The sequence below is a fragment of the Haloarcula sp. CBA1122 genome (genome assembly GCF_009741785.1).
Lineage (GTDB): Archaea > Halobacteriota > Halobacteria > Halobacteriales > Haloarculaceae > Haloarcula > Haloarcula hispanica.
Genome location: NZ_WPCB01000037.1, coordinates 15,852 through 34,645, shown reverse-complemented (window position 1 = coordinate 34,645; position 18,794 = coordinate 15,852). Strand labels below are relative to the sequence as shown.

Annotated in this window: 19 protein-coding genes and 2 pseudogenes; 13 read left to right on the top strand and 8 right to left on the bottom strand. The window is 56.0% G+C overall.

Features of this window, described 5'->3' with window-relative positions:
• The coding region (locus GJ630_RS19765) for a glycosyltransferase (RefSeq protein WP_191450115.1) at positions 1 to 180 on the bottom strand (180 nt) is incomplete at its 3' end.
• A 646-nt stretch (positions 181 to 826) separates the two neighbouring features.
• On the opposite strand from GJ630_RS19765, the gene GJ630_RS14090 reads away from it, so the two are divergent.
• Positions 827 to 1,462: a hypothetical protein gene (locus GJ630_RS14090; protein ID WP_014030828.1), complete on the top strand. Its 636-nt coding sequence runs from the start codon at positions 827 to 829 to the stop codon at positions 1,460 to 1,462.
• Between the two features lie 89 nt (positions 1,463 to 1,551).
• Here the strand turns inward: GJ630_RS14090 and GJ630_RS14085 are convergent, their stop codons facing one another.
• Entirely contained in the window at positions 1,552 to 1,944 is a 393-nt protein-coding gene (locus GJ630_RS14085; protein WP_225308210.1) for a hypothetical protein, read from the bottom strand.
• 9 nt (positions 1,945 to 1,953) lie between these two features.
• Positions 1,954 to 2,823, bottom strand: a complete 870-nt coding sequence (locus tag GJ630_RS14080) for a ParA family protein (RefSeq protein WP_191450113.1) — start codon at positions 2,821 to 2,823, stop codon at positions 1,954 to 1,956.
• A gap of 247 nt (positions 2,824 to 3,070) precedes the next feature.
• Between GJ630_RS14080 and xseA the strand changes: the two genes are divergently transcribed.
• Positions 3,071 to 4,282 (top strand): exodeoxyribonuclease VII large subunit, encoded by a 1,212-nt coding sequence (gene xseA, locus GJ630_RS14075; protein ID WP_191450111.1) that lies wholly within the window; start codon positions 3,071 to 3,073, stop codon positions 4,280 to 4,282.
• Positions 4,279 to 4,455, top strand: coding sequence for an exodeoxyribonuclease VII small subunit (gene xseB, locus GJ630_RS14070; protein ID WP_050007341.1), 177 nt, complete (start codon positions 4,279 to 4,281; stop codon positions 4,453 to 4,455). Before xseA ends, xseB begins: the two co-directional genes overlap by 4 nt.
• A gap of 86 nt (positions 4,456 to 4,541) precedes the next feature.
• On the opposite strand, the gene GJ630_RS14065 is transcribed toward xseB, so the two are convergent.
• Entirely contained in the window at positions 4,542 to 5,537 is a 996-nt protein-coding gene (locus tag GJ630_RS14065) for an HNH endonuclease (protein ID WP_079980785.1), read from the bottom strand.
• Positions 5,538 to 6,405: 868 nt separating this feature from the next.
• On the opposite strand from GJ630_RS14065, the gene GJ630_RS14060 reads away from it, so the two are divergent.
• Both GJ630_RS14060 and GJ630_RS14055 read left to right on the top strand, forming a co-directional pair.
• Positions 6,406 to 7,164, top strand: a complete 759-nt coding sequence (locus GJ630_RS14060) for a PQQ-binding-like beta-propeller repeat protein (RefSeq protein ID WP_197427654.1) — start codon at positions 6,406 to 6,408, stop codon at positions 7,162 to 7,164.
• Positions 7,165 to 7,286: 122 nt separating this feature from the next.
• Entirely contained in the window at positions 7,287 to 8,018 is a 732-nt protein-coding gene (locus tag GJ630_RS14055; RefSeq protein WP_014030820.1) for a hypothetical protein, read from the top strand.
• A gap of 48 nt (positions 8,019 to 8,066) precedes the next feature.
• Here the strand turns inward: GJ630_RS14055 and GJ630_RS14050 are convergent.
• A pseudogene (locus GJ630_RS14050) lies at positions 8,067 to 8,560 on the bottom strand (hypothetical protein).
• Between the two features lie 371 nt (positions 8,561 to 8,931).
• Between GJ630_RS14050 and GJ630_RS14045 the strand changes: the two are divergent.
• The 5 genes from GJ630_RS14045 to GJ630_RS14025 all read left to right on the top strand — a co-directional run bounded on the left by GJ630_RS14045 (position 8,932) and on the right by GJ630_RS14025 (position 13,414).
• Complete coding sequence (locus GJ630_RS14045; protein WP_191450107.1) at positions 8,932 to 9,339, top strand: hypothetical protein; 408 nt, start codon at positions 8,932 to 8,934, stop codon at positions 9,337 to 9,339.
• Between the two features lie 334 nt (positions 9,340 to 9,673).
• The gene (locus GJ630_RS14040; RefSeq protein WP_191450105.1) at positions 9,674 to 10,204 is read left to right on the top strand and encodes an N-acetyltransferase; all 531 of its coding nucleotides are present in this window, start codon (positions 9,674 to 9,676) and stop codon (positions 10,202 to 10,204) included.
• Positions 10,205 to 11,185: 981 nt separating this feature from the next.
• A complete protein-coding gene (locus GJ630_RS14035; RefSeq protein WP_023842926.1) occupies positions 11,186 to 11,983 on the top strand; it encodes a hypothetical protein in 798 nt (265 codons plus the stop codon).
• 88 nt (positions 11,984 to 12,071) lie between these two features.
• Complete coding sequence (locus GJ630_RS14030; RefSeq protein ID WP_191450103.1) at positions 12,072 to 12,524, top strand: helix-turn-helix domain-containing protein; 453 nt, start codon at positions 12,072 to 12,074, stop codon at positions 12,522 to 12,524.
• Between the two features lie 62 nt (positions 12,525 to 12,586).
• Positions 12,587 to 13,414 (top strand): hypothetical protein, encoded by an 828-nt coding sequence (locus GJ630_RS14025; protein WP_371727622.1) that lies wholly within the window; start codon positions 12,587 to 12,589, stop codon positions 13,412 to 13,414.
• A gap of 115 nt (positions 13,415 to 13,529) precedes the next feature.
• Here the strand turns inward: GJ630_RS14025 and GJ630_RS14020 are convergent, their stop codons facing one another.
• Positions 13,530 to 13,817, bottom strand: a complete 288-nt coding sequence (locus GJ630_RS14020) for an amphi-Trp domain-containing protein (protein ID WP_050007339.1) — start codon at positions 13,815 to 13,817, stop codon at positions 13,530 to 13,532.
• Between the two features lie 187 nt (positions 13,818 to 14,004).
• Here GJ630_RS14020 and GJ630_RS14015 point away from each other — a divergent pair, with 187 nt between their 5' ends.
• Entirely contained in the window at positions 14,005 to 14,859 is an 855-nt protein-coding gene (locus GJ630_RS14015; protein ID WP_225308212.1) for a coenzyme F420-0:L-glutamate ligase, read from the top strand.
• Positions 14,860 to 14,945: 86 nt separating this feature from the next.
• Here GJ630_RS14015 and GJ630_RS14010 read toward each other — a convergent pair whose 3' ends face one another.
• Positions 14,946 to 16,025: a CNNM domain-containing protein gene (locus GJ630_RS14010; RefSeq protein ID WP_050007337.1), complete on the bottom strand. Its 1,080-nt coding sequence runs from the start codon at positions 16,023 to 16,025 to the stop codon at positions 14,946 to 14,948.
• Positions 16,026 to 16,354: 329 nt separating this feature from the next.
• Here GJ630_RS14010 and GJ630_RS14000 point away from each other — a divergent pair, with 329 nt between their 5' ends.
• On the top strand, positions 16,355 to 16,618 hold the full coding sequence (locus tag GJ630_RS14000) for a hypothetical protein (protein ID WP_129754750.1): 264 nt from the start codon (positions 16,355 to 16,357) through the stop codon (positions 16,616 to 16,618).
• Positions 16,619 to 16,790: 172 nt separating this feature from the next.
• Positions 16,791 to 17,470 (top strand): annotated as a pseudogene (locus GJ630_RS13995) (IS6 family transposase).
• Positions 17,471 to 17,575: 105 nt separating this feature from the next.
• On the opposite strand, the gene GJ630_RS13990 reads toward GJ630_RS13995, so the two are convergent.
• Entirely contained in the window at positions 17,576 to 18,748 is a 1,173-nt protein-coding gene (locus GJ630_RS13990) for a Fic family protein (RefSeq protein ID WP_064287134.1), read from the bottom strand.
• Positions 18,749 to 18,794: the final 46 nt, after the last annotated feature.

Here is an 18,794-nt window from a genome sequence, read left to right as displayed (position 1 = left end):
CCCTAGGTCGAATACCGGAAGTTCCCACACGCGGAGTTCGCGCTTCCGTTCATCGGTCAGATAGTCATCAGACACGACTTTGGCACTTGCACTACCCTGCTCGCCAGCGATATCTTGGACGTGTTCCAGTAGATCCTGCGTGGTTCGCGAATACGCATCGTACCAGAACCGCCGGCCCATGTGCGACTTCCGTGCGACGCCGTCAATCTCTTCTGGAACTCGGCCTTCTCGGCAAGGTCGTGGAACTATCCTGCGATTGTGGCTCCGTCGACGTGGCCGTTTTTCGAGCGTTCCGAGGGGAACAGATAGCCGTCGATGCGGGTGGCTTGTACTGGACTTATGTCTCTACGGTGGTTTGGTAAATATCGCTTTCAAGCACACATCGCTATATGGATTGTTGCGTTGGAAGTTGAGACTACAGTGGGTTTAACAGGACTGTGATCCGTGGTTTCAGCCGAATCAACGAATGGAGACGGATTCAAATTGCTCTCCAAACGGTCGGTCTTGTGTACAGGCAACGAATTCAGAGTGGTTCTGAGGCACCAGCCATAGTAACGATTGAAACGATGTACACACTGATCGCACTGCCGCCGTGCGATCAGGTGTGCATTGATTTCCAATGGTACTATAGTGTAGCCACTCAGACGCCGCGCTAACCCGAACGGAGTACCTCACTTTCCGATTCCATTCTTCTTCAGCAGCGTCAACGTATTATCGACTGTCACAATTGGCGAGTGCTCGTACTCACCGGTCAATTCGACCTGCATGAGTCGCTGTATTAGTCATACAGACAAGACATTTATTTCCTTCTCCAGATACCCTACTCATGAATTATCGATTGGTCCATTCAATCTTTGCCCTCATAGTTGCAGCTTCACTCATCGGTGCTCCAATTACTATGTTGGACTGGAGCCAGGAGGCAGACTTCACTACTGAGCCTATCGAGGAATCTGACATCAATGAAAACAGTCCGGTACTCCAGTATGATAATCTCTCAAACTCCGCGCAAGACCCTGTTCGACGAGCCATCGAATCCCCCGACGGCCATTACACGATTTATGGGCATGAAGACTTTCCGGACCGTTTCTTCTACAGTGATACGATCAACCCCGGAAAGGGTCAGTATGTGATTGCCTATGAGGGGCAGTACTATCGGCTCTTTACGATGTCGGGTGGCGGATTCTTCTTCGTATATTTGGTCTACCAACTGCCGTTCATCATCTATGGGGCTCTCCTCGCCGGAGTTGCGTTCATGCCGTCACAAGGTTGGACCGGAACTCGAACTGAGGCACTTATTACTGTCCCCGGAATCGCGTTCCACCTCCTCGGTCCCGAATTTGACTTCCCTTTGCTTGCCCCAATACAATTCGTTAAACTTGGAGTTATCGCCGTTATTGTCGTCCTGATAGGACTCCTGTGGGCATACATGAGGGAGAGGAACGGCAAGCAGTATATGCGGTAGCCGCAATGAATCGCGACCGGTGGGTCATCCACTCGATCTGCGACCCATTGCTTTGTGCGAGCAGCGTATTCGATAGTGTCTGGTCTTGGTCACTTGAGATGCTCGTAGCCCCAACTCTCCAGTATTGAAGCCACAGTGTCTGGATTCTCTGCCGCCAGTTCGACGAACGCCTCGCGCAGATCCGTCACCGAGACATCTTTTGAGCGCATACCGAGTTCATCGGCCACGTCGCCCCTCACTTGGTCCTCTAATTCGGCGTATTCGTCACGGAGGAACGCGACGTGTTCGTTATCGCGGTCTTCTTTGACCGTCTGTCGGCGAATGACGTACGGGATTTCGTCTGTACTCATGTTGTCGGTGCTATCGCTTTCGGATTCGGACGGAGATTCGGCTGTCGTTTCAGGTGTTGGGTCCGGCGCTGGGTCGTCTTGCTCGTCGGTCGTCTCCTCGGCGAACGGGTCCTCTCCGGGGCCTTCTTTCATGCCCGCCATTTACGCCACCTCCTCGATAGCGCCGGGTTCCGGTGGGTTCGGGGCTTCGATCTCGGCTTGCGCTTCGAGGTAGCGAGCCAATCGGTCGTACTGTGCTAGCGTTTCGACCTCGTAGTCACGTCGACGGTCGCGATGGTCTCGGACATACGTGAACGCCGAGCACTGCTGTGCCCACGACCCTTCCATTAGCGAGGTACGGTCGCCGAAGATTTCTGGTGTCGAGTACGGGATCTCGCTAAGGACGCGCTTCTGGTCGTTCGTCCCTTTCACGCCGACCGGGACGGCCGCAAGGACGCCTACATCGATTTCAAGCGTGTCTTCAAGCCCGGAAACGAGCTGTTCCAACCCCTCAACAGCGGCTTGACCCTTCGCGCTCGGTTCGACTGGGATAACCAACGACCGTGTGGCGTTGATAGCGTTGTGTAGGTGTGGGCCTTCCGTCGCCGGCGGGTCACAAATCAGCACATCGTACTCGTCACGAACGCCAGCATCGGCGAGCGTGCTGAGTAACGCGGCGTGAATATTGAACGCATCCCCGACAGCGGCGGCCTGGTCCTGTTCGCGGCGGAGCCAGTCCCTGAGATCGGCGAGTTGGTTGTGTTCAGGGATGACATCGACGCCGTGTTCAGCGGTGACGATGAGATCCTCAAAGTCACCTTTGGGCCGGTTGATCATATGCCGGGCGAGATGATCGATGTTCTTCGAGCGGTCCTTGTCGACGCCAAATAGCCGCGAGAGATTGCCTTCTTGCGGATCTAGTGGGACGACCAGTGGTTTGAGACCGGCGCGGGCGTGTGCGACGGCGAGGTTCGCGGCGGTCGTCGTCTTGCCGACGCCGCCGGCCTCGCTGTAAGTGCTGTATGAGAGCATAGCTGGTTGTTATAGCCTTCAGTTGAAATAACCTATTGATTGATTTTCCTGATTCAAGCAACTTGTTCAACTAACCGATTCAATCAACTGGTTCAATCAATTGGTTCAATCATCTAGTTCAAGAGGCAACACAAATCGACAAAATGCGGTCAGGGCACACCGCTGGCTGGCCGCGTCTGGTCGTCCGGATCGCTGTCACAAGATAGTACCATGGCTTAAGTACACAACCGCACTACAGAGGAGTCGAATGGGTTCGGAGCCGGAGTCGACGCACACGTCGCTGGAGACACTGCAGGAAGCACTCCAAACGGAGCGAATCACCTACGTCGATACGCTGAACGAGGATATCGGCGCAGTCGTCGAGAGCGCAGACCAGCTCGCCTTCGATTACGTCATCGGTGATGTCTCCGACTATGGTGTGTCCTCAAGCGACCACGTCCACCTCGATCTGGTCCACGAGGGTTCGACGATCCACTGCGTGCTCTTTGGGTACAAACGATCGACAATCGACACCACAATCGAGGATGGGATGCAGGTAGCTGTCAAAGGCTCGCTGTCGTACTACGAAGACGGGGGCAACGTCTCCGTCATCGTCGAAGACATCGTGGCGGTCGGTGAGGGCACGTACCAGCAGATCTACGAGCAAAACAGGGAACTGCTGGACTCGGATGGATTGCTCGATCCGGAGCACAAGCAAGCCCTGCCGGACTTTCCAGAACGGATCGGAATCGCCACCAGTGCGACAAGCGATGCCCGGATGGATGCGATCACCAGCGTCCACGAGCGGTATCCCGACGTGGATATCGTCATCCAGAACACGAGCGTTCAGGGCGACGATGCGATGATGTCGATCATGGGTGCGATCAGCGAACTCGATGACGACCCGCTGATCGACGTTATCGTGCTTACTCGCGGTGGTGGGTCCGACAAGCACCTCCGGGTGTTCAACGAAACGCCGCTCTGCCGTGTTATCCACAAAACCGAGACGCCAATCGTAGTTGGGGTCGGCCACGAGAACGACCGAACACTGGCCGACGAAGTGGCCGACAGACGGGTGATGACGCCGACCGAGGTAGGCAACATCGTTCCGGAGCGGACAACCCTCGACGCGGAGCTGGACACACTCGAAGAGCGTCTCAACACGGCCTACACAGCGACCGTCGAGACGACGCTGGAGACGATGGATGACCGACTCACCCACGCCTACAGACGGACCGCCGAATCGGACCTGTCCTCGTTCGAAGGCGAACTCGACCGCGCATACGACACGCACGTTCGCGATGCACTGACCGATCTTGAGAACCGGCTAGAGCAAGCACGCACCCAGTACGATCAGGAGCGGAAACGGAAACAGGAGGCCACAGCCTATCGCCGCCAGCGTCGACGGCTGCTGCTCGTCCTGCTCGCTCTGGGCCTGCTTGTTGTGGCTCTGCTCCTGTACATCCTGCTTCCACTATGAAAGACGAGACAATCGCCGACAAGACCGACCGGCTCGAACAGATTATCGAACAGCTCGAAAACGGGGACGTCTCGCTGGAACGGGCGAACGAACTCCATGCCGAGGGAACGAAACTGATCGCCGAACTCGAATCCGAACTAGCTGTTGGGGACGGCGAGGTTATCGACCGCTGAAGCCCGGTTGAATCCGTTTTGTGCTGTGGTATCCTCCCCCGCGAAAGCGTTCGAGAAGTACACGTCAGGCACAGTCTTCGCTCCGATTAATTCGTCACCCAATCGAGAGAGTCATTGTGCTGCCGGAGATACGTTGGTGCGACGTTGCCGTCCAGCTGGGGGACTGACTCACCAGCTCGGTCGACGATTGTCTGTTTCAGCAGGTCGCTGTCGGTCTCGAAGTCGGGATTGACGTGCAGCCGATAGTTGCGGTCGATAGTGAATAGTTCGCGGTCGAAAGCTGCGTGGTGAATCTTGCTGAGTGGGAGGACATTGGTGGGATCCGCCCGGTGCTGTGGGTAGTCGCTCCAGGGCAGGACATGAGCGACATCCAACAGCCCGCGGTGGTCAACGCCGGATATCGGGCAGGTCTTATCATACTGGACGAGGACTGTCTCCCGGAACTCCGGATCAACTGCACGGGCCTGAACCGTCGTTTCGTAGGTCGTTACCGTCGGAGTATCTGTGGTAGGTGCATCGGCCTGTGGGGTAGACCCAGCCCACTGCTCGACGGCGGTCTCAACGAACTGGCGGCCCTCATCTGTGAGGGCATACTGCTGGCCGTCCTTGTGGACGAGTCCGAGGCTTCGGAGCCAGTTTGCCCGCTGTTTGGCCATGTCCGTGTTGGCCGGATCCCAGCCCAAGCTTGTATGCGTCTTGAGTTGCTGGTGCCCGATTTCTTCGATTGTCATCGGAGCGGGCACAAGTGAGTACAGCAGGCTCCGGAGGCCGACGTTCCGGCGACACATGATTTCAAGGAGCGTTTCGGTCGTTTGCTCAGCGATGTAGGTGGGACCCTCCGGGCCGAGTCGCCAGTGGTGGCCGTCGCGTTCGATAAAGCCGACATCTTCGAGATAGTCGATCCGGCGCTGTATCGAGTCCCGGCTCGAAACTCGTTCGAAGTGTCCCCGGTGCCAGCCGATGAGTTCATCGGGAGTGGGCTGTTGGTCGTCGACGTACTCGAGGATTGCATTGAGTGTCTTGACGTAGTTCGTTGCGCCGCCGAACATCGGGACGATACTCCGGAGCCGGTCAGGTGGCATCTCTGGCTGGTATTTTGGAGGTCAGTACATGGTCTTTGGGACTACGCGGTCGGGTCACTAGTCAATAGCTGGACCGAAATTGAGTGCATTCCGAGTCTTCAGCGTAGTATTTTTGATAACTGTACTGGAGGGTAGACTCAGCTATAGGCTCGAAAGCGGTTGCAGTACACCCAGACAATCGTGGAACTGCTGTGGGTAAACAGCCCTACACCGGGTTCACATCCAGAACAAAACCCTGTATCCAGAGTACTGTGAAAACTACCTGGGGTGGTCAGTCACCGTTTGGATCGACGCCTGGTATTCGAACAGATTTGGGTTACGAAAAGAGCGCTTCTCATCGAAACTCAGCCGCTTGTGAACCCGGCGAAAAGACCGACAGCGATAATTTTGCTTGTGATAAACCAGCGAGTAGATGCCCTCCTCACGACGTCGATTTCTGGGATTAGCCGCCTTGGGAATTACCGGTTCAGCTGACTTCACGTCTCTCGATACGCAGAAACGTATTGGTAGTCAGTCACCCTCCGACTGGCCGATGGGCCGGTACGATCCTCCCGGAACCGGGCACAATCCCGAAGTATCAGGTCCAAAAGACGATGTAGCGGTTGCGTGGACACACCAGGCCCCGGATTGGTTTCGGGGGAGTACCCAACCGATCCGCCGTGGGAAGACGCTATACGTCGGTGGCAACGGACTCCTTGCGCTCGATACCGAGACTGGGAAGCGGCGATTCAGCTTCCAGGGGCCGTATCACTCAACTCCAGCGATTGCCCCAGCCTCGATCTATCAGACGAAGACACTCGGTATAACCGGGTCAGATGGGGTTTACGGGCTTAACGCCAATGGCGGACGGGAACTTCCCTTCACAGATATGAGTGTCGGCGGCGAGCGATGGACAGGACCGCAATCGCCGACGCCCGGTTTCTTCGGGCCGGCCGAGTCAACAACGCCGGTCACTGCGAACGGGACGATATACACGGCACTACCTGGGACGAACTCAATCGTAGCACTGAACCCGAACAGTGGGGAGATCCTGTGGCAACAAACCCATCACAAAGACGAGGCGGTCAGTGGGACGTACAACAGACCCGCGGTGGACGACGGCCTCGTGTTCGTCACCGCGTGGCCACAAGAGGCCACTGCGTATCGTGCTGATACTGGTGAGCAACACTGGCACCATGAACTCGAAGAGATGACAGTTCTGCCGCCAGTGGCGACAGACGAGGGCGTCGTCATTCAGACGCGTGAGTCAGTTCAGTTGCGAACCAGATCCGACGGCGCACTCCTGTGGGAACGCAACCTCGACGGGAATGTGACCGACAGCACGCCAGCGGTAGCCAACGGGACGATATTCGTTGCCGATGAGCGGGAGGAACTGCATGCGCTTTCGCTGGCAACCGGCGAGACACGGTGGACAGTTCCGTTCGACGGAAAAACGACGCCGGTTGTCGCTGACGGTCGCGTCTACGCTGTGGACTCACTCTGGGCACTGGAAGCGTTCGACGTCGCCACGGGTGAGAAACAGTTCGAGTACCATCCTTCGGAAGTACCCCTCTCGCCACCGATGGTCGGGGATGGTATGCTGTATCTGGCGAATCGTGGCCGAGTTCTCGCACTGGAGGAAGCATAGTGCCCCGAAAAGAGGGGGCTGGAAGCGAAAGGGTGTCTTCACCTGGACACCCATCCCCGACGCCTCGACTGTCTACTCTGGGCGTTCTCAAGTCCGCGCTCGGGCGCATTCGTCGCGACCCTGTGCTCGCTGTCCCATTCGCCGTCGTTGGTGTGCTGGTTGCACTCGTCGACTGGCTTCGCCAGCACGATTCAATTCCAATGGCACCAACCGACGCGCTCAGTCAATCGGTCAGTGTCAACTACGCAGTGTTCCCGCAAGGGACTGCACGAACGGCCCGACACGTTGGTGCGTTGGTCGACCTCGAAACACGGTATCTCCTCTGGGCTGTGGGGCTCGAAGCCCTCGTTCCACTCGCAGTCGGGATCGCCGGTTGGGTGACGATTACACGAGTCCTCGATACCCACTCAGGTCCCCGTGCGTTGAGCAGGTATCTTATCGCGCTGGCTGCGGTCGTCTCCATCCCGCAGCTGTTGGGCGGTTTCTCGGTGGATATCACTGGTTTCCTGTTCGGACTGCTGCTGTTGGCGGTTGCTCTGTTCGTTCTGACCCGTCTGTTCCTGCTTCCGGCGTTGCTAGTCACCGGACGTGGCTTTGTGACGGCACTCAGGCAGAGCTATCATCGATCACAAGGTCAGGGCATGACCATCGGCGGCCTCATCATCGTCATTGGTCTCGCCTACTGGGGTCTCGCGACCGTGCCGGTCGCCGGCGGGTTTCTGAGTACTGCGGTAGTGGCACCGATCCACTCTGTGGCGATCGGAACCGTCTTTTCGACCGGCTCTCGTGGGACAGCGGCGATCCCGGCCAACCAGATCGAATCGAGGGATGCACGCCCGGGCGAGAGGCGGTAATACGTTTGTGAGCGGTCTCGCTGTTGTGGATCGTCACTAGCGCATCACTCAGGCACAGGTTGCGCTACCACTGGTTCCAGCTTCCTCGACGGTCAAACTGTGTTCCTGACCAGTTCTGGGACACGTCCGTATTCTAGTGTAGACGTGCGTCCCGTTATCGGCGACTTTCTCGCGAGGTACACTGTCACGTCCCCACGCGTCCACCCATCAATCGTGGTCGTCACCGTCTCGCCGGGAGCGATGGTGATCTGTTGCGTGGGGACCCCATCATCAGCGAGTGTGACGTTTCGATCCCCATCCGGCCAGATCAACTGCGAGAGCGTCTTGAGCCTGTGTTCGCCATCTCTGGTCGTGACCTCGAAATTCAGGTACATCGCCTGCTCTCTGCTTTCGACAGTGTACGCTGACAGTTGATACGCTGTCGTGTCGTTGTTTTCCACAGTCAGTGTAGGTTTGAAGGGTCCAGAGACGGTATCATACTGGACATAACCAATCACAAGCGCCGATCCGAGGAGGAGCGCGATTGTTCGACGGGAGACCATCCGTAGGATCGTGTTCCAACAGGAAACAGAATATCATTCCGATTGTCTCATCCGAGTGTCACGGCCAGAGTTGATAAATCGAGATCGAATCAGCGATTCGGGTTGCGATTGCTAATGAGGGGCCAGGGGACTCCTGCAGAAAACGGGACGTATTACCGCTGGGGAAGATACGGTCTTCGGACACAGTACTGGTAGTGGATTGTGCTGATGTACTGGCCTGTCTCCGCATTCGATGGGACAGTCGAACGGACAGATAACTTCCTACACCCAGTGCTGAACCAGGAACGCAGCCGATCATATCCGTTCTGCCTGCTCCCGTAATGTCGAAAAACTCACATGGATTTAATACACTTCAGTGACAATTACTCAGTATGGTTGCTCAATCGACACAACGGCAAGACTCGTTTTTTACACTCCCATCGCATCCAGTGGGGTACCTCGCAATCGTAGCTACGCTTACCACTGCTGGCATCCACTTACTGCTCGGTCCACAGGTCATGGGATTCAGTCAGACATTGGGGACGCTGTTTATTCTGAATGGGCTTGGATTTCTTGGCGGGGTCCTCCTGTACAGTAGCCGGTACTGGCGACCCGAGCTGTACCTTGTCGCTGCGGGATACGCCATTGTCACCATTCTCGCACTGTTTGTGTTCCAGGGGTTCAGCTTTGACGCGTTCTATATGCAGGGGAACCTGAATCCGCTGGCCGTCGCAGCGAAGGTAGCTGAGGCCATCCTCGCCCTCTGTGCCATCTACTTGTACAGAACATCGGCTCCGTGAGAAGGCCATATTGACCGTCCATAGAAGAGGGACGCGTCAACGAGACACTGTTTTTCAAGGCAATCAAAGGATTTGTCAGTTAGTCCTAAATGATGGACCGGTTCAAGTCTGGGGTGACGTTCGTGGTCCTCGACCGAGTCATACTGTTGTCTCACCGATTCGGGGAGAGAGCACGCAGCAAATGAGCAGAACATCCATCAGCAGGTGCAGAGACAGGTGCTCCTTCTATTGGCTCTGCCGTTGGATACGCTCCGCCAATCAGCTTTCTTGCTCTCAAAGTCATCGTCACTCCGAGAGTAACAACAAATAAGTGGCGCGACTGGTCCGGACAGGTATGGAGATCGTGGAACTCTCAGCAAACGAGCCTGCTGTCCGGCGCTTTATCGAGGAACTCTGGCTACCGTACTACCGCGAACTCGAAGGGACTGTCGATACGTTCTCACTCGCCGACGACGTCGACCTCGTCGCGGAGAAACTCCCGTTCCGCGTCGATCGACTCGATTCGGAGGAGTATCGAACGTGGATCGCCGTCGATGGATTCACCGACGAGGCTCCACTCGCCGATGCTGATGGTGAGTTTGCCGGGTATATCGCGGCCGAAGTCGACGAAGCGCCGAGTGTCTTCGACCGCCCCGACCGACTGTTCATCTGTGACATCTACGTTGGCGAACCGTATCGTGGAACCGGACTGGCTGAGGACCTGTTCGACCGTCTCAGAGACTGGGCACGCGAAGCCGGATGTGAGGAGTTCAGTCTCGATCCGCACGTAGACAACGAGCGAGCCATCGCCTTCTACGAAAAGCTCGGATTCGAAAGGACGCAGTCTCACATGGTGGCTAGCGTCGACGACTGTGAGGAGAGATAGGAACTGATATTTGCCCGTTCGTTTGGAGGGAAATGGTGGGCTGCAATGGGCACCTTGCGTAGCGCCCACCACTTTGCTATGTCAGAGGCACGGCTGGGTTCTGGACCCGGGAAACCCAGTCAGACGACCAGCAGTCAGGGGAGCTCGAAGCGGGGACCAGAACCCACTCGGTTGTGACAGACGCCACATAAATAGCCTTTGTGGAACCACGGTAGCAAATACCACGCATCAACCCATTCACAATAGTGGCCAGCTCTACCACCCTACCGATGTTCCAGTGGCGTACGCACTTGGACGTACACACTACCCCGTGGCTCCGCTGTGTACACCAGCAGAATGGTGGATAGGGGTGGGAGAAGCGGTCTGCAACGCACCATCCGAAGTCGTCTACTTCGACGACGGGCTCTACCCTGAAACAATCGATGGGATGGGTGAGTCCAATGGAATTGGACAGGGCACGGAACCCACTTGCTCCTGATACGAGTGGCCACGAAAACGCTTGTGTCACCCCCACGCTGTCTGTCGATTTTCCGATTACACAACTCACTCAACGATAAACTTCAATGAGACACGCTTGCACGACTCCGACGGTCCAAGCAGCAAAGGCTTGGGGAGATGATGTGCAGCTGGGGGGAGCGGCGTGCTACACACCATTGGAAGCCGTCATCTACGACAACGGGTTCTGGATCCGGGCCGATCGGTGAATCGGATACGATTCAGGGGGGAAGTGGAGTGGGGGACCAGAACCCAACTATTCAGTACGTGCTTGGTATCAAAAATACTTGTGATTCAGAGTTACAGTCTATCCATCCGACAACTGCAGAGGCTCCACCGTCCCGCCACCAGAAGGTGGCTCGATGACTACCCCACCGAGCGTTGGCGAGATCGGTACTCGTCGCCTGTACTACCGTTCAAAATGCTCAAATCTGATTTTGATACTACGCTCGACCTAATACCCGACGACAGTAATTCGTGAACACAATGGTGACAGTCTCCGCATTCAAAGACGGATCCGCTGCCCTCCGAGAAAACCCGATCCTGTTCGTTGCCGGGCTCCTCATCGGGGCCGTAAGTCAACTCCAGTACGTGGATCATCTGATCGAATCACCACTACTGTCAGCGGGTGTCTCTCTCGTATGGCTCATTGTGTTCCCGTTCGTTCTCGGTGGCTTCATCGGCACCGCACAGACCGCAATCGAAGGAGTAGACGCGTCGTTCACCCAGTTTTTCATTGAAGGGCGAACACATTATTTCCCACTTCTCCTCGCAACTGTGTTGTTCATACTTATCGTGTTCGGGACCGCTGTCGGACTCGGATTTATCGGGTTCATCCTCGGTATCGGATCGATGGCACTCGCCCCAATTAACGAGATGGCTGCCTTCGTCGCCGGCGTCGGATCTATACTCATCTGGCTGCTGTCCATCCTCGTTGTCATTATGTTCGTGCAGTTTTACGACACTGCGATTGTCATCGAGAACGAGAGTGTTACTGATGCGTTCCGAAAAAGTGTTGCACTCGTCCGCTCAAATCTCAGAAGCGTCGTTGGATTCTCGCTGGCGTGGAGTGTCCTGCTGAACGCCTTCTTCATCCCCGAATATCTCGTCCGGTTGACGCTGACGGACGCTGGACCGGCTGACGTATTACCGATTGAGATAGGGATTCCGATGACCGTCTTGCTCCCTCTTGGGATCGCTTTGTCTTCAGTCGGCTTCGCGTATTTTTATACGGTCTACACGGCCTATTACTTGCGATTGACTGCTGTCCCGGAATCAACATAAACACCGACCAACAATTACAACCGATAGTTTCGAACAGCAACCAGCCGGGTCAGATCCCGTGCTCCAGCCACAGCAGCTACTCACACACATGGCACGACTTCTTCCAACACAAACTGACGCCGCCGTCGAACGAAGTGATAACCCCGCTATCTTGAGTCTCGATGACGACACGACACGGGAGGTAATCGAAGCGTTGTCCTCCGAGACTGCGTACGAGATTTTCCAACTGCTCAACGAAACGCCAGCGACACCGGCACGGATCGCTGAGCAACTCGGCCAGAGCCTGCAGAACGTTCACTATCATTTGGAGAATCTCGAATCGGCTAGCGTAATCGAAGTGACTGACACCTGCTATTCGGAGAAAGGCCGTGAGATGAGTGTATACGTCGTATCAGAGGACCCGACACTCCTCTTCCTCGGCACTGAGGACGACCGCCCGAGTCTCAAACGTGCGTTCAAATCGTTCGCTTCGCTGCTTGGTCCCCCCTCGGTTTTACTCGCTATCGGCGAATCCGTCTCACAGTTCCTCACTGCCGAATGAGCGAACACACCGACCCCCCAGTCCGAAGCGCTTCTACCAGTGACGACACAAGCGAGTGTGACGTGGCACCAACGATCAAGTCACGGGAAGATATCGATGGCTGTGGTTGTCTCGAATGCCGAAACATCGAGACGACGACCACCAATCGGACCGCCCTTGATGCATTGGTCTGGTCCGTTCGCCTGTTTCGCTCCTACCCCTCGATCATCGCCTTCGCGGGTGTGACTATCTTGGCCAACCGACTTCTCGAGACGGACATCATCAACGGGCTCCCGATGCCTGTAATCGGCGTATTCGATGCTCTGACGGCGTTTGTGTTCATAATATTGATTCGAGCTTATGTGGGAACAATTGTCGCCGGAGAACTGACTGATAACTCTGTAACGATACGCGAAGGAGTCCATCGGAGTATCACCCGGACACCGGCGTTGATTGGCGTAACACTGCTTATCGTTTTTTCTGTAATGACGGTTCCGTTCTTTCTGTTTCTGCCACTACTCCTCTTTGCTGGCGCTATTCCGGGAAACCCCGCAGATATAATTGGCTTTCCCGTCGTTGCGGCGGTGGGTGGGCTCGTTTTTGCCGTGCCGTTTCTCGGCTTGCTGTTCAAGTTCTGGTTCGCACCGGAGGCCTGCGTTATCGGCCAATATGGCCCTCTCAAATCACTTCGGATTAGCTGGCAGATTACGACGAACTACCGTCGGAAGTTCGTGCTCATCGCAGTGATCGCTATCGGGAGTGTAAGCAACCTCTATCTACCCGAGATAGGGACGGGCGTCGCTTCGGTGACGCCTGTTTTGCGTGTGTTCTCTACAAGCGTTGGAGACCTACTTTCAATCGTGTGGGCGAGCGCGTACGCCCACCTCTACATCCAAGAGATTGTATCGTAAACGCAGTCCCCCAGACAGAAACAGGAGGAAGAGTTAAAGAGACCGGACAGCACAGCGACTTCATTTGTTTTAGATAGGTTCCGCTGAATCGACTTCCCAGCGTGTGTTGGCGTGATTACTCGATTTCTAACTGACCACTTCGGCCGCCCTCCTCGCCATCATTTTCGTCCCATTCGAGTTCGAACTCGACACTTAGCTCCGTCATATTGTCTGCCGGCCCTTCACGTTCGGCTTTGACCTCGAAGGTCGGTCGGGCAGGGGGATCCAGCGTTACGGACTCGGAGCCTGCTTTCAGGTTGATAGCGTTTCCGCTGTCGAGATTATCCGCGACTTTCCGGAGGTACGATGCGATCTCTTCTCGGCTCTGATCACTTTCTGACTTGAACAGGACTTCTTCGGGCATACAGGAATCGATACACAGCCTGCACCAATAAAGCCGCCTGCCGTGTGGGTGCGACGTGATTACGTTCCGTCGACTGCCCGATACCGCCGGTACACTGAGTGGGACACGTTTCGAAGAACGTCTCGTCTATTCCCAGCGATGTGCAATCGTCTCAGCGTTGAAGTGTGCTGTTTCCGATCTTCAACTGATGACGGAACTAACGTTCCACGGACTTAATATCGGGCAAGTCGAACCGAACGACGACCTCGTCGACCGGATCGTCGAGACAGCGGCTGCAGAGTATCCCCTGACAGACGGTGACATCGTCGTCGTCACCGCGAAGGTCGTCTCGTTCGCCGAGAACCGACTCGTTGAAGCCGACGAGGTCGAAGTCACTGACCGCGACCACCGGGTGGCAGACATCACCGGCATCGATCCGCGAGAAGTGGCCGTCATCTACGACGAAAGCGAGGTCATCGGTGCGATCCCGATTGCAGAGGTCGGCGAAGACGTGCTGTTGGAACATGCCGTAGACCCCGAAGCGGCACAGGAGGCACTTGCTGAGGTCCCAGCGATGCTCGTGACCGAGCGGAACGGTCGACTCTGTACGAACGCGGGTGTCGATTGGTCAAACAGTCCGGACGGGATGATGACGTTACTACCTGAAGATCCAGACGAGAGTGCCCGTCGCCTCCGCGAGGGAATCGAGGCACAGACTGGCGCAGATGTGGCTGTCGTCTTGGCCGACTCGGAAATTGCCGGCCCGGGTTCGATGGATCTGGCGATCGGGTGCTCAGGGATCGAGGCGATCGATAACAACTTCGGACAGACGGACCTGTATGGAGAGCCGAAGGTCGGCGGTGTCGACCTCGTCGCAGACGAACTCACCGCCGGGTCGGCGTTGCTGTTCGGACAGGCGGACGAACAGATCCCCGTTACGGTCGTCCGGGGACTGGAGTACGAAGACGGAGAGGGCGTGCCGAATTCGGGCGGTGTCGTCCGCCGCGGACTCCGCAAGAGCGTCCAGCTAACGGCTCGCCTGAAGGCCCGCGAGTGGTTCTGATAACGACGTTATAATCTAGAGTCGGGATACTGGAGAGGTCATCGAACTCTCGGTACACATTGACGATGATGTGCCTGTGCTGACAGTCACTCGGCCGCGCGATCCATCGGGTCTTCGAGTTCACCGGTGATTGCCTCGAAGGCGTCTGTCGCGGTGAGGAGACCCACGACATCGTCGTCTGCAACCACGAGGGCGAGTTCCTGACTTTCGTCCTGACACCGGTCGATGAAGTCACTGATAGTCGTCTCAGCAGCGACAGTTAGCGGCGAGGTTGCCAGTTCTTCGAGTGTGGTCGTCCCCGAATCCAGCGCTTCGTAGTTGTGCAGCACCGTCGGCGCGTAGACAACACCCACGAACGAGTCCAGTGAGCCTTCGATCAACGGAAAGCGGACGTATGGCATTCCGTCGATCCGGTCCATGTTCGTCTCGAAGTCGTCAGTCGTCGAGAGCGCGACGATGTCACTGCGGTCAACCATGATCTCACTGACCGTCGTCGCGCCGATGTCGAGAGCGTTGATAACTTCAGTCCGTCGCTCTTCAGGGATATCGAGTCGGCTGAGCGACTCGCCCATTTCGCTACGCAGTTCGGCCCGAGTAGTTGCGAGATCGCTTTCGGCCTCCGATTCGGTCCACGAACGGGAGATCTCAACGCCGAAGAGGCCCAGCAACGTTTTCGCCACCCAGTCCGCCGAGATGATTACCGGATACATGAGCTTTGTCCAGGCGTACAGCGGGCCCGAACCGTACCTGGCGACGAACTTGGCACGCTCGATCCCCAGATACGTCGGTGCCTGCTCGCCGACAATAACGTGCATGAGATTGACAACGACCAACGCGAGGAGGACAGACAGTGTCGTGTGTCCGCCGCCGGTGACGCCAACTGCACCCAGTAGCGGTCCCAGGACTGCTGTGACGGCCGGTTCAGCGACCACTCCCAGGCCGACACTGCAGATGGTGATCCCCACCTGACAGCCTGTGAGAAATATCTCCAACCGCTTGGTCATGTTCCAGGCGCGTTCAAGTCCACGTCCATTACCGAGAAACTCCGCCTCCTCGAACTGCCTGACGCGGGTCATCGCGAACTCGGTCGTGACGAAAAAGCTGTTTCCCAGAAGGAGGGCGACACCACCGAACAGACGGAGCCACGTTACCAGCGAGATAGCCATCAAATCCTGGTTTCTCCGGGCATTATCTAAATCTATTGTTGACACGCCGGAGTCGGACGCTCTATGTAGATTTAGGACCTCACAAAGCCGGTTAGTTGAGACGTCTGCTTGCTGCGAATGTGCCTAGCAAACAGCAGCAAGCAGACAGTGAAATTCACGAGTACCAACTCCTTAACTTCCTCGTCAACCGGCTTGACGAGGAAGTTTCTCTCGGTCTTGCGAACGTTTCTATGACACGCTGGTGTCTTAACCAATAGCGACCGCAATACTTCCCGACTGTTGGTTAACGCTACTTTTGTGTCTCCCCGGTCGGGTGAGGGATTTCCTTCATGGACCCGACTGAAACAGTTCCAGACTACGAGCGCTTCGAGCGCGAACAGATCGCACAGGACCGCGACCGGCAGCGTCCCGATACTGTCGAGATCGACGAGCCACGAGGCCGTGAGGTGGTCACCAGTCTACTCAATGAGGGTGTGGTTGAGCCAATTCCTGAACAAAACGTCTTTCAGCACGTTCCATCCGGGCAGTGTTTTGACTCCGACATGGCGCTGGTGTACTTTCATAAGGGCTGGGAGGCTGCCACCGAGGAGTAGCGGATTTGCGTCTGTTAGACTCTTAAGTCAATAGAATGAGCTACCAGACTATCTATTTGCGTTAACTACTCTCGGAAAGAATTAATTGTCACAAATACACATATGGTACACGTAAAGGCACTGTCTAGTTGAGCGAGTTTGAGAAGCGAGGAGGTCTTAGTGAGTTTTGTCCATGAAGCTCGCAGACCTCCTCAGAGAAACGTTAGACGAGGACAGTCAAGACGTTTGGGAGAACGAGCGCACCCCGACACCAGTCCGGCGGTTTGGGGTGCGTCTCCACACGGCGGGGCTGTCGATCAGGGAGACAGTCGCAATTTTAGACTTGCTGGGTGTCGATCGCTCTCACGGAGCGGTCTGGAACTGGGTTCACACGCTATCGGAAGCACAGAGCGACCCGCCGACGGCGGAGCGTCGCGGGTCGCGGTCGACGAGAAACAAATCGAGGTTGACGGCGAAAAGAAGTGGCTGTACGCCGCCGTCGACGTTGATTCGAAGCTGTTGCTAGAGGTCGACGTGTTCAGCCGCCGCGGGACCGACCCCGCGGCAGCGTTCCTGCACCGACTCACTCAGAAACACGATGTCGACGATACAGAGTTTCTCGTCGATGCTGGCGGCTATCTGACTGCCCTCTCACGCCACGATTTGAGCAGTCGGCTCAACTACCGAAGCCGGAACCACATCGAAAAGTGGTTCCAGACTGTGACCATGCGAATCGACCGCTTTCATTTCTTCTGGAGGGGCAGTCAATCCAGCGCGAAACAGTGGCTACGACGCTTCAGACACCACTACAACCACGAACGACCCAACCAAGCACTTGACGGACGAACGCCAACTGAGGTCATCCAAAACTAGACAGTGCCTAGAACTTGAGATCCCGAAAACGTGACTTCCCCCTCTCCCCAGTAGTTGAGATTGGCCATCTCAATGCATATGGCTCGTCTCTTGTTAGGCTATGATCTAGAGCTGGTCGATTGGCTTGTTAATAATCTCGAAGACTTCGCTTGCACGGTAGAACCGATTACGCTCTTTTCCAGTGAGTTCTTCGAGTATCCCGTCATCTTCGAGTTGTCCAATCAGTCGGTTGGCTGTGCTGTATTCGACATCCAACCGGTCGGCTGCTGTGTTCACGTCCAAGTACGGATCTTCGAAGAGTCGCATGACCAGTTCGAGGATATTCTCAGACCGCTCGCTCTGGTAGCGCTGTTGATAGTCCTCTCGGAGGTCGACCAGTAGGTTCGCTCGCTGGTGAGCTTCATCTGCCTGTGACTGCACACCACGTAGAAAGAACAGCAACCATTCTTCCCACTCACCCCGCTGACTGACTGCCAGTAGGTGATCGACGTAGTCCGAACGTCGTGCATTGAAATACGAACTCAGGTAGAGATACGGCTCGGGCAAAAGACCGTCACGTTGTAGGAGGAGACTGATCAATAGCCGCCCGAGTCGTCCGTTCCCATCGAGAAACGGATGAATCGTCTCGAATTGGTAATGAATCAATCCGATTCGGAGGAGTGGATGTAAATTCGTCTCTTGGTTCGCATACTCGAGCAAGTCTTCGAGAAGGTCAGGGATTTCGTTCGGTGGTGGCGGCACGTACCTGGCGTCTTGGATGTATGGCGTACTGCCGATGAAATTCTGGGTTGTACGAAGTTCACCTGGGTCAGCCTCATCCCCACGGACACCCGAAAGCAACCGGTTGTGCATTTCGCACAGCAATTCGACGGTAATTGGATCGCCAGCTGTGATCGCATCCAATCTGTGCGTCAGGGCGTGTAGATAGTTCACGACTTCCTGGGTGCCCTGCTGTCTGTCTTCGTCGATAAGAGCTTCCTGTCCGGCCTCATAGGCGTAGATATCCGAGAGGGTAGCATGTGTTCCTTCGATTTGCGAGGATTCCAGGGCTTCTTTTCGAATGAACGGTTCGATCAGGATCTCTCTTGAGCCAACACGTGGGCCGATACCGTGGAGTCGTCCAAGTGCCTGTGTCGCCTCGGCCAGCGGTGTAATGAGCTGTTCAGTGTCAGTTGAGGGGGGAAGCGGGTCAGGCCGGAACGCCGAATACGTCCCTTTCGGCGTTGTCGTGGGAATGATTTCGTCAGGGGCCGTCTCGTCGAAGTCATCTCGCTCCATCAGTGGTATTTCTACAGATATGCTGGCCACTATTGGTATTTACGGG

Excerpts from the sequence above, each read along its gene's own strand:
- GJ630_RS14060 (WP_197427654.1), top strand. The coding sequence starts at position 6,406 with ATGAGTGTCGGCGGCGAGCGATGGACAGGACCGCAATCGCCGACGCCC.
- xseA (WP_191450111.1), top strand. The coding sequence starts at position 3,071 with ATGGGTTCGGAGCCGGAGTCGACGCACACGTCGCTGGAGACACTGCAG.
- xseB (WP_050007341.1), top strand. The coding sequence starts at position 4,279 with ATGAAAGACGAGACAATCGCCGACAAGACCGACCGGCTCGAACAGATT.
- GJ630_RS14035 (WP_023842926.1), top strand. The coding sequence starts at position 11,186 with ATGGTGACAGTCTCCGCATTCAAAGACGGATCCGCTGCCCTCCGAGAA.
- GJ630_RS14080 (WP_191450113.1), bottom strand. The coding sequence starts at position 2,823 with ATGCTCTCATACAGCACTTACAGCGAGGCCGGCGGCGTCGGCAAGACG.
- GJ630_RS14065 (WP_079980785.1), bottom strand. The coding sequence starts at position 5,537 with ATGCCACCTGACCGGCTCCGGAGTATCGTCCCGATGTTCGGCGGCGCA.
- GJ630_RS14010 (WP_050007337.1), bottom strand. The coding sequence starts at position 16,025 with ATGGCTATCTCGCTGGTAACGTGGCTCCGTCTGTTCGGTGGTGTCGCC.
- GJ630_RS13990 (WP_064287134.1), bottom strand. The coding sequence starts at position 18,748 with ATGGAGCGAGATGACTTCGACGAGACGGCCCCTGACGAAATCATTCCC.
- GJ630_RS14045 (WP_191450107.1), top strand. The coding sequence starts at position 8,932 with ATGGTTGCTCAATCGACACAACGGCAAGACTCGTTTTTTACACTCCCA.
- GJ630_RS14040 (WP_191450105.1), top strand. The coding sequence starts at position 9,674 with ATGGAGATCGTGGAACTCTCAGCAAACGAGCCTGCTGTCCGGCGCTTT.
- GJ630_RS14090 (WP_014030828.1), top strand. The coding sequence starts at position 827 with ATGAATTATCGATTGGTCCATTCAATCTTTGCCCTCATAGTTGCAGCT.
- GJ630_RS14020 (WP_050007339.1), bottom strand. The coding sequence starts at position 13,817 with ATGCCCGAAGAAGTCCTGTTCAAGTCAGAAAGTGATCAGAGCCGAGAA.
- GJ630_RS14085 (WP_225308210.1), bottom strand. The coding sequence starts at position 1,944 with ATGAAAGAAGGCCCCGGAGAGGACCCGTTCGCCGAGGAGACGACCGAC.
- GJ630_RS14015 (WP_225308212.1), top strand. The coding sequence starts at position 14,005 with ATGACGGAACTAACGTTCCACGGACTTAATATCGGGCAAGTCGAACCG.
- GJ630_RS14000 (WP_129754750.1), top strand. The coding sequence starts at position 16,355 with ATGGACCCGACTGAAACAGTTCCAGACTACGAGCGCTTCGAGCGCGAA.
- GJ630_RS14030 (WP_191450103.1), top strand. The coding sequence starts at position 12,072 with ATGGCACGACTTCTTCCAACACAAACTGACGCCGCCGTCGAACGAAGT.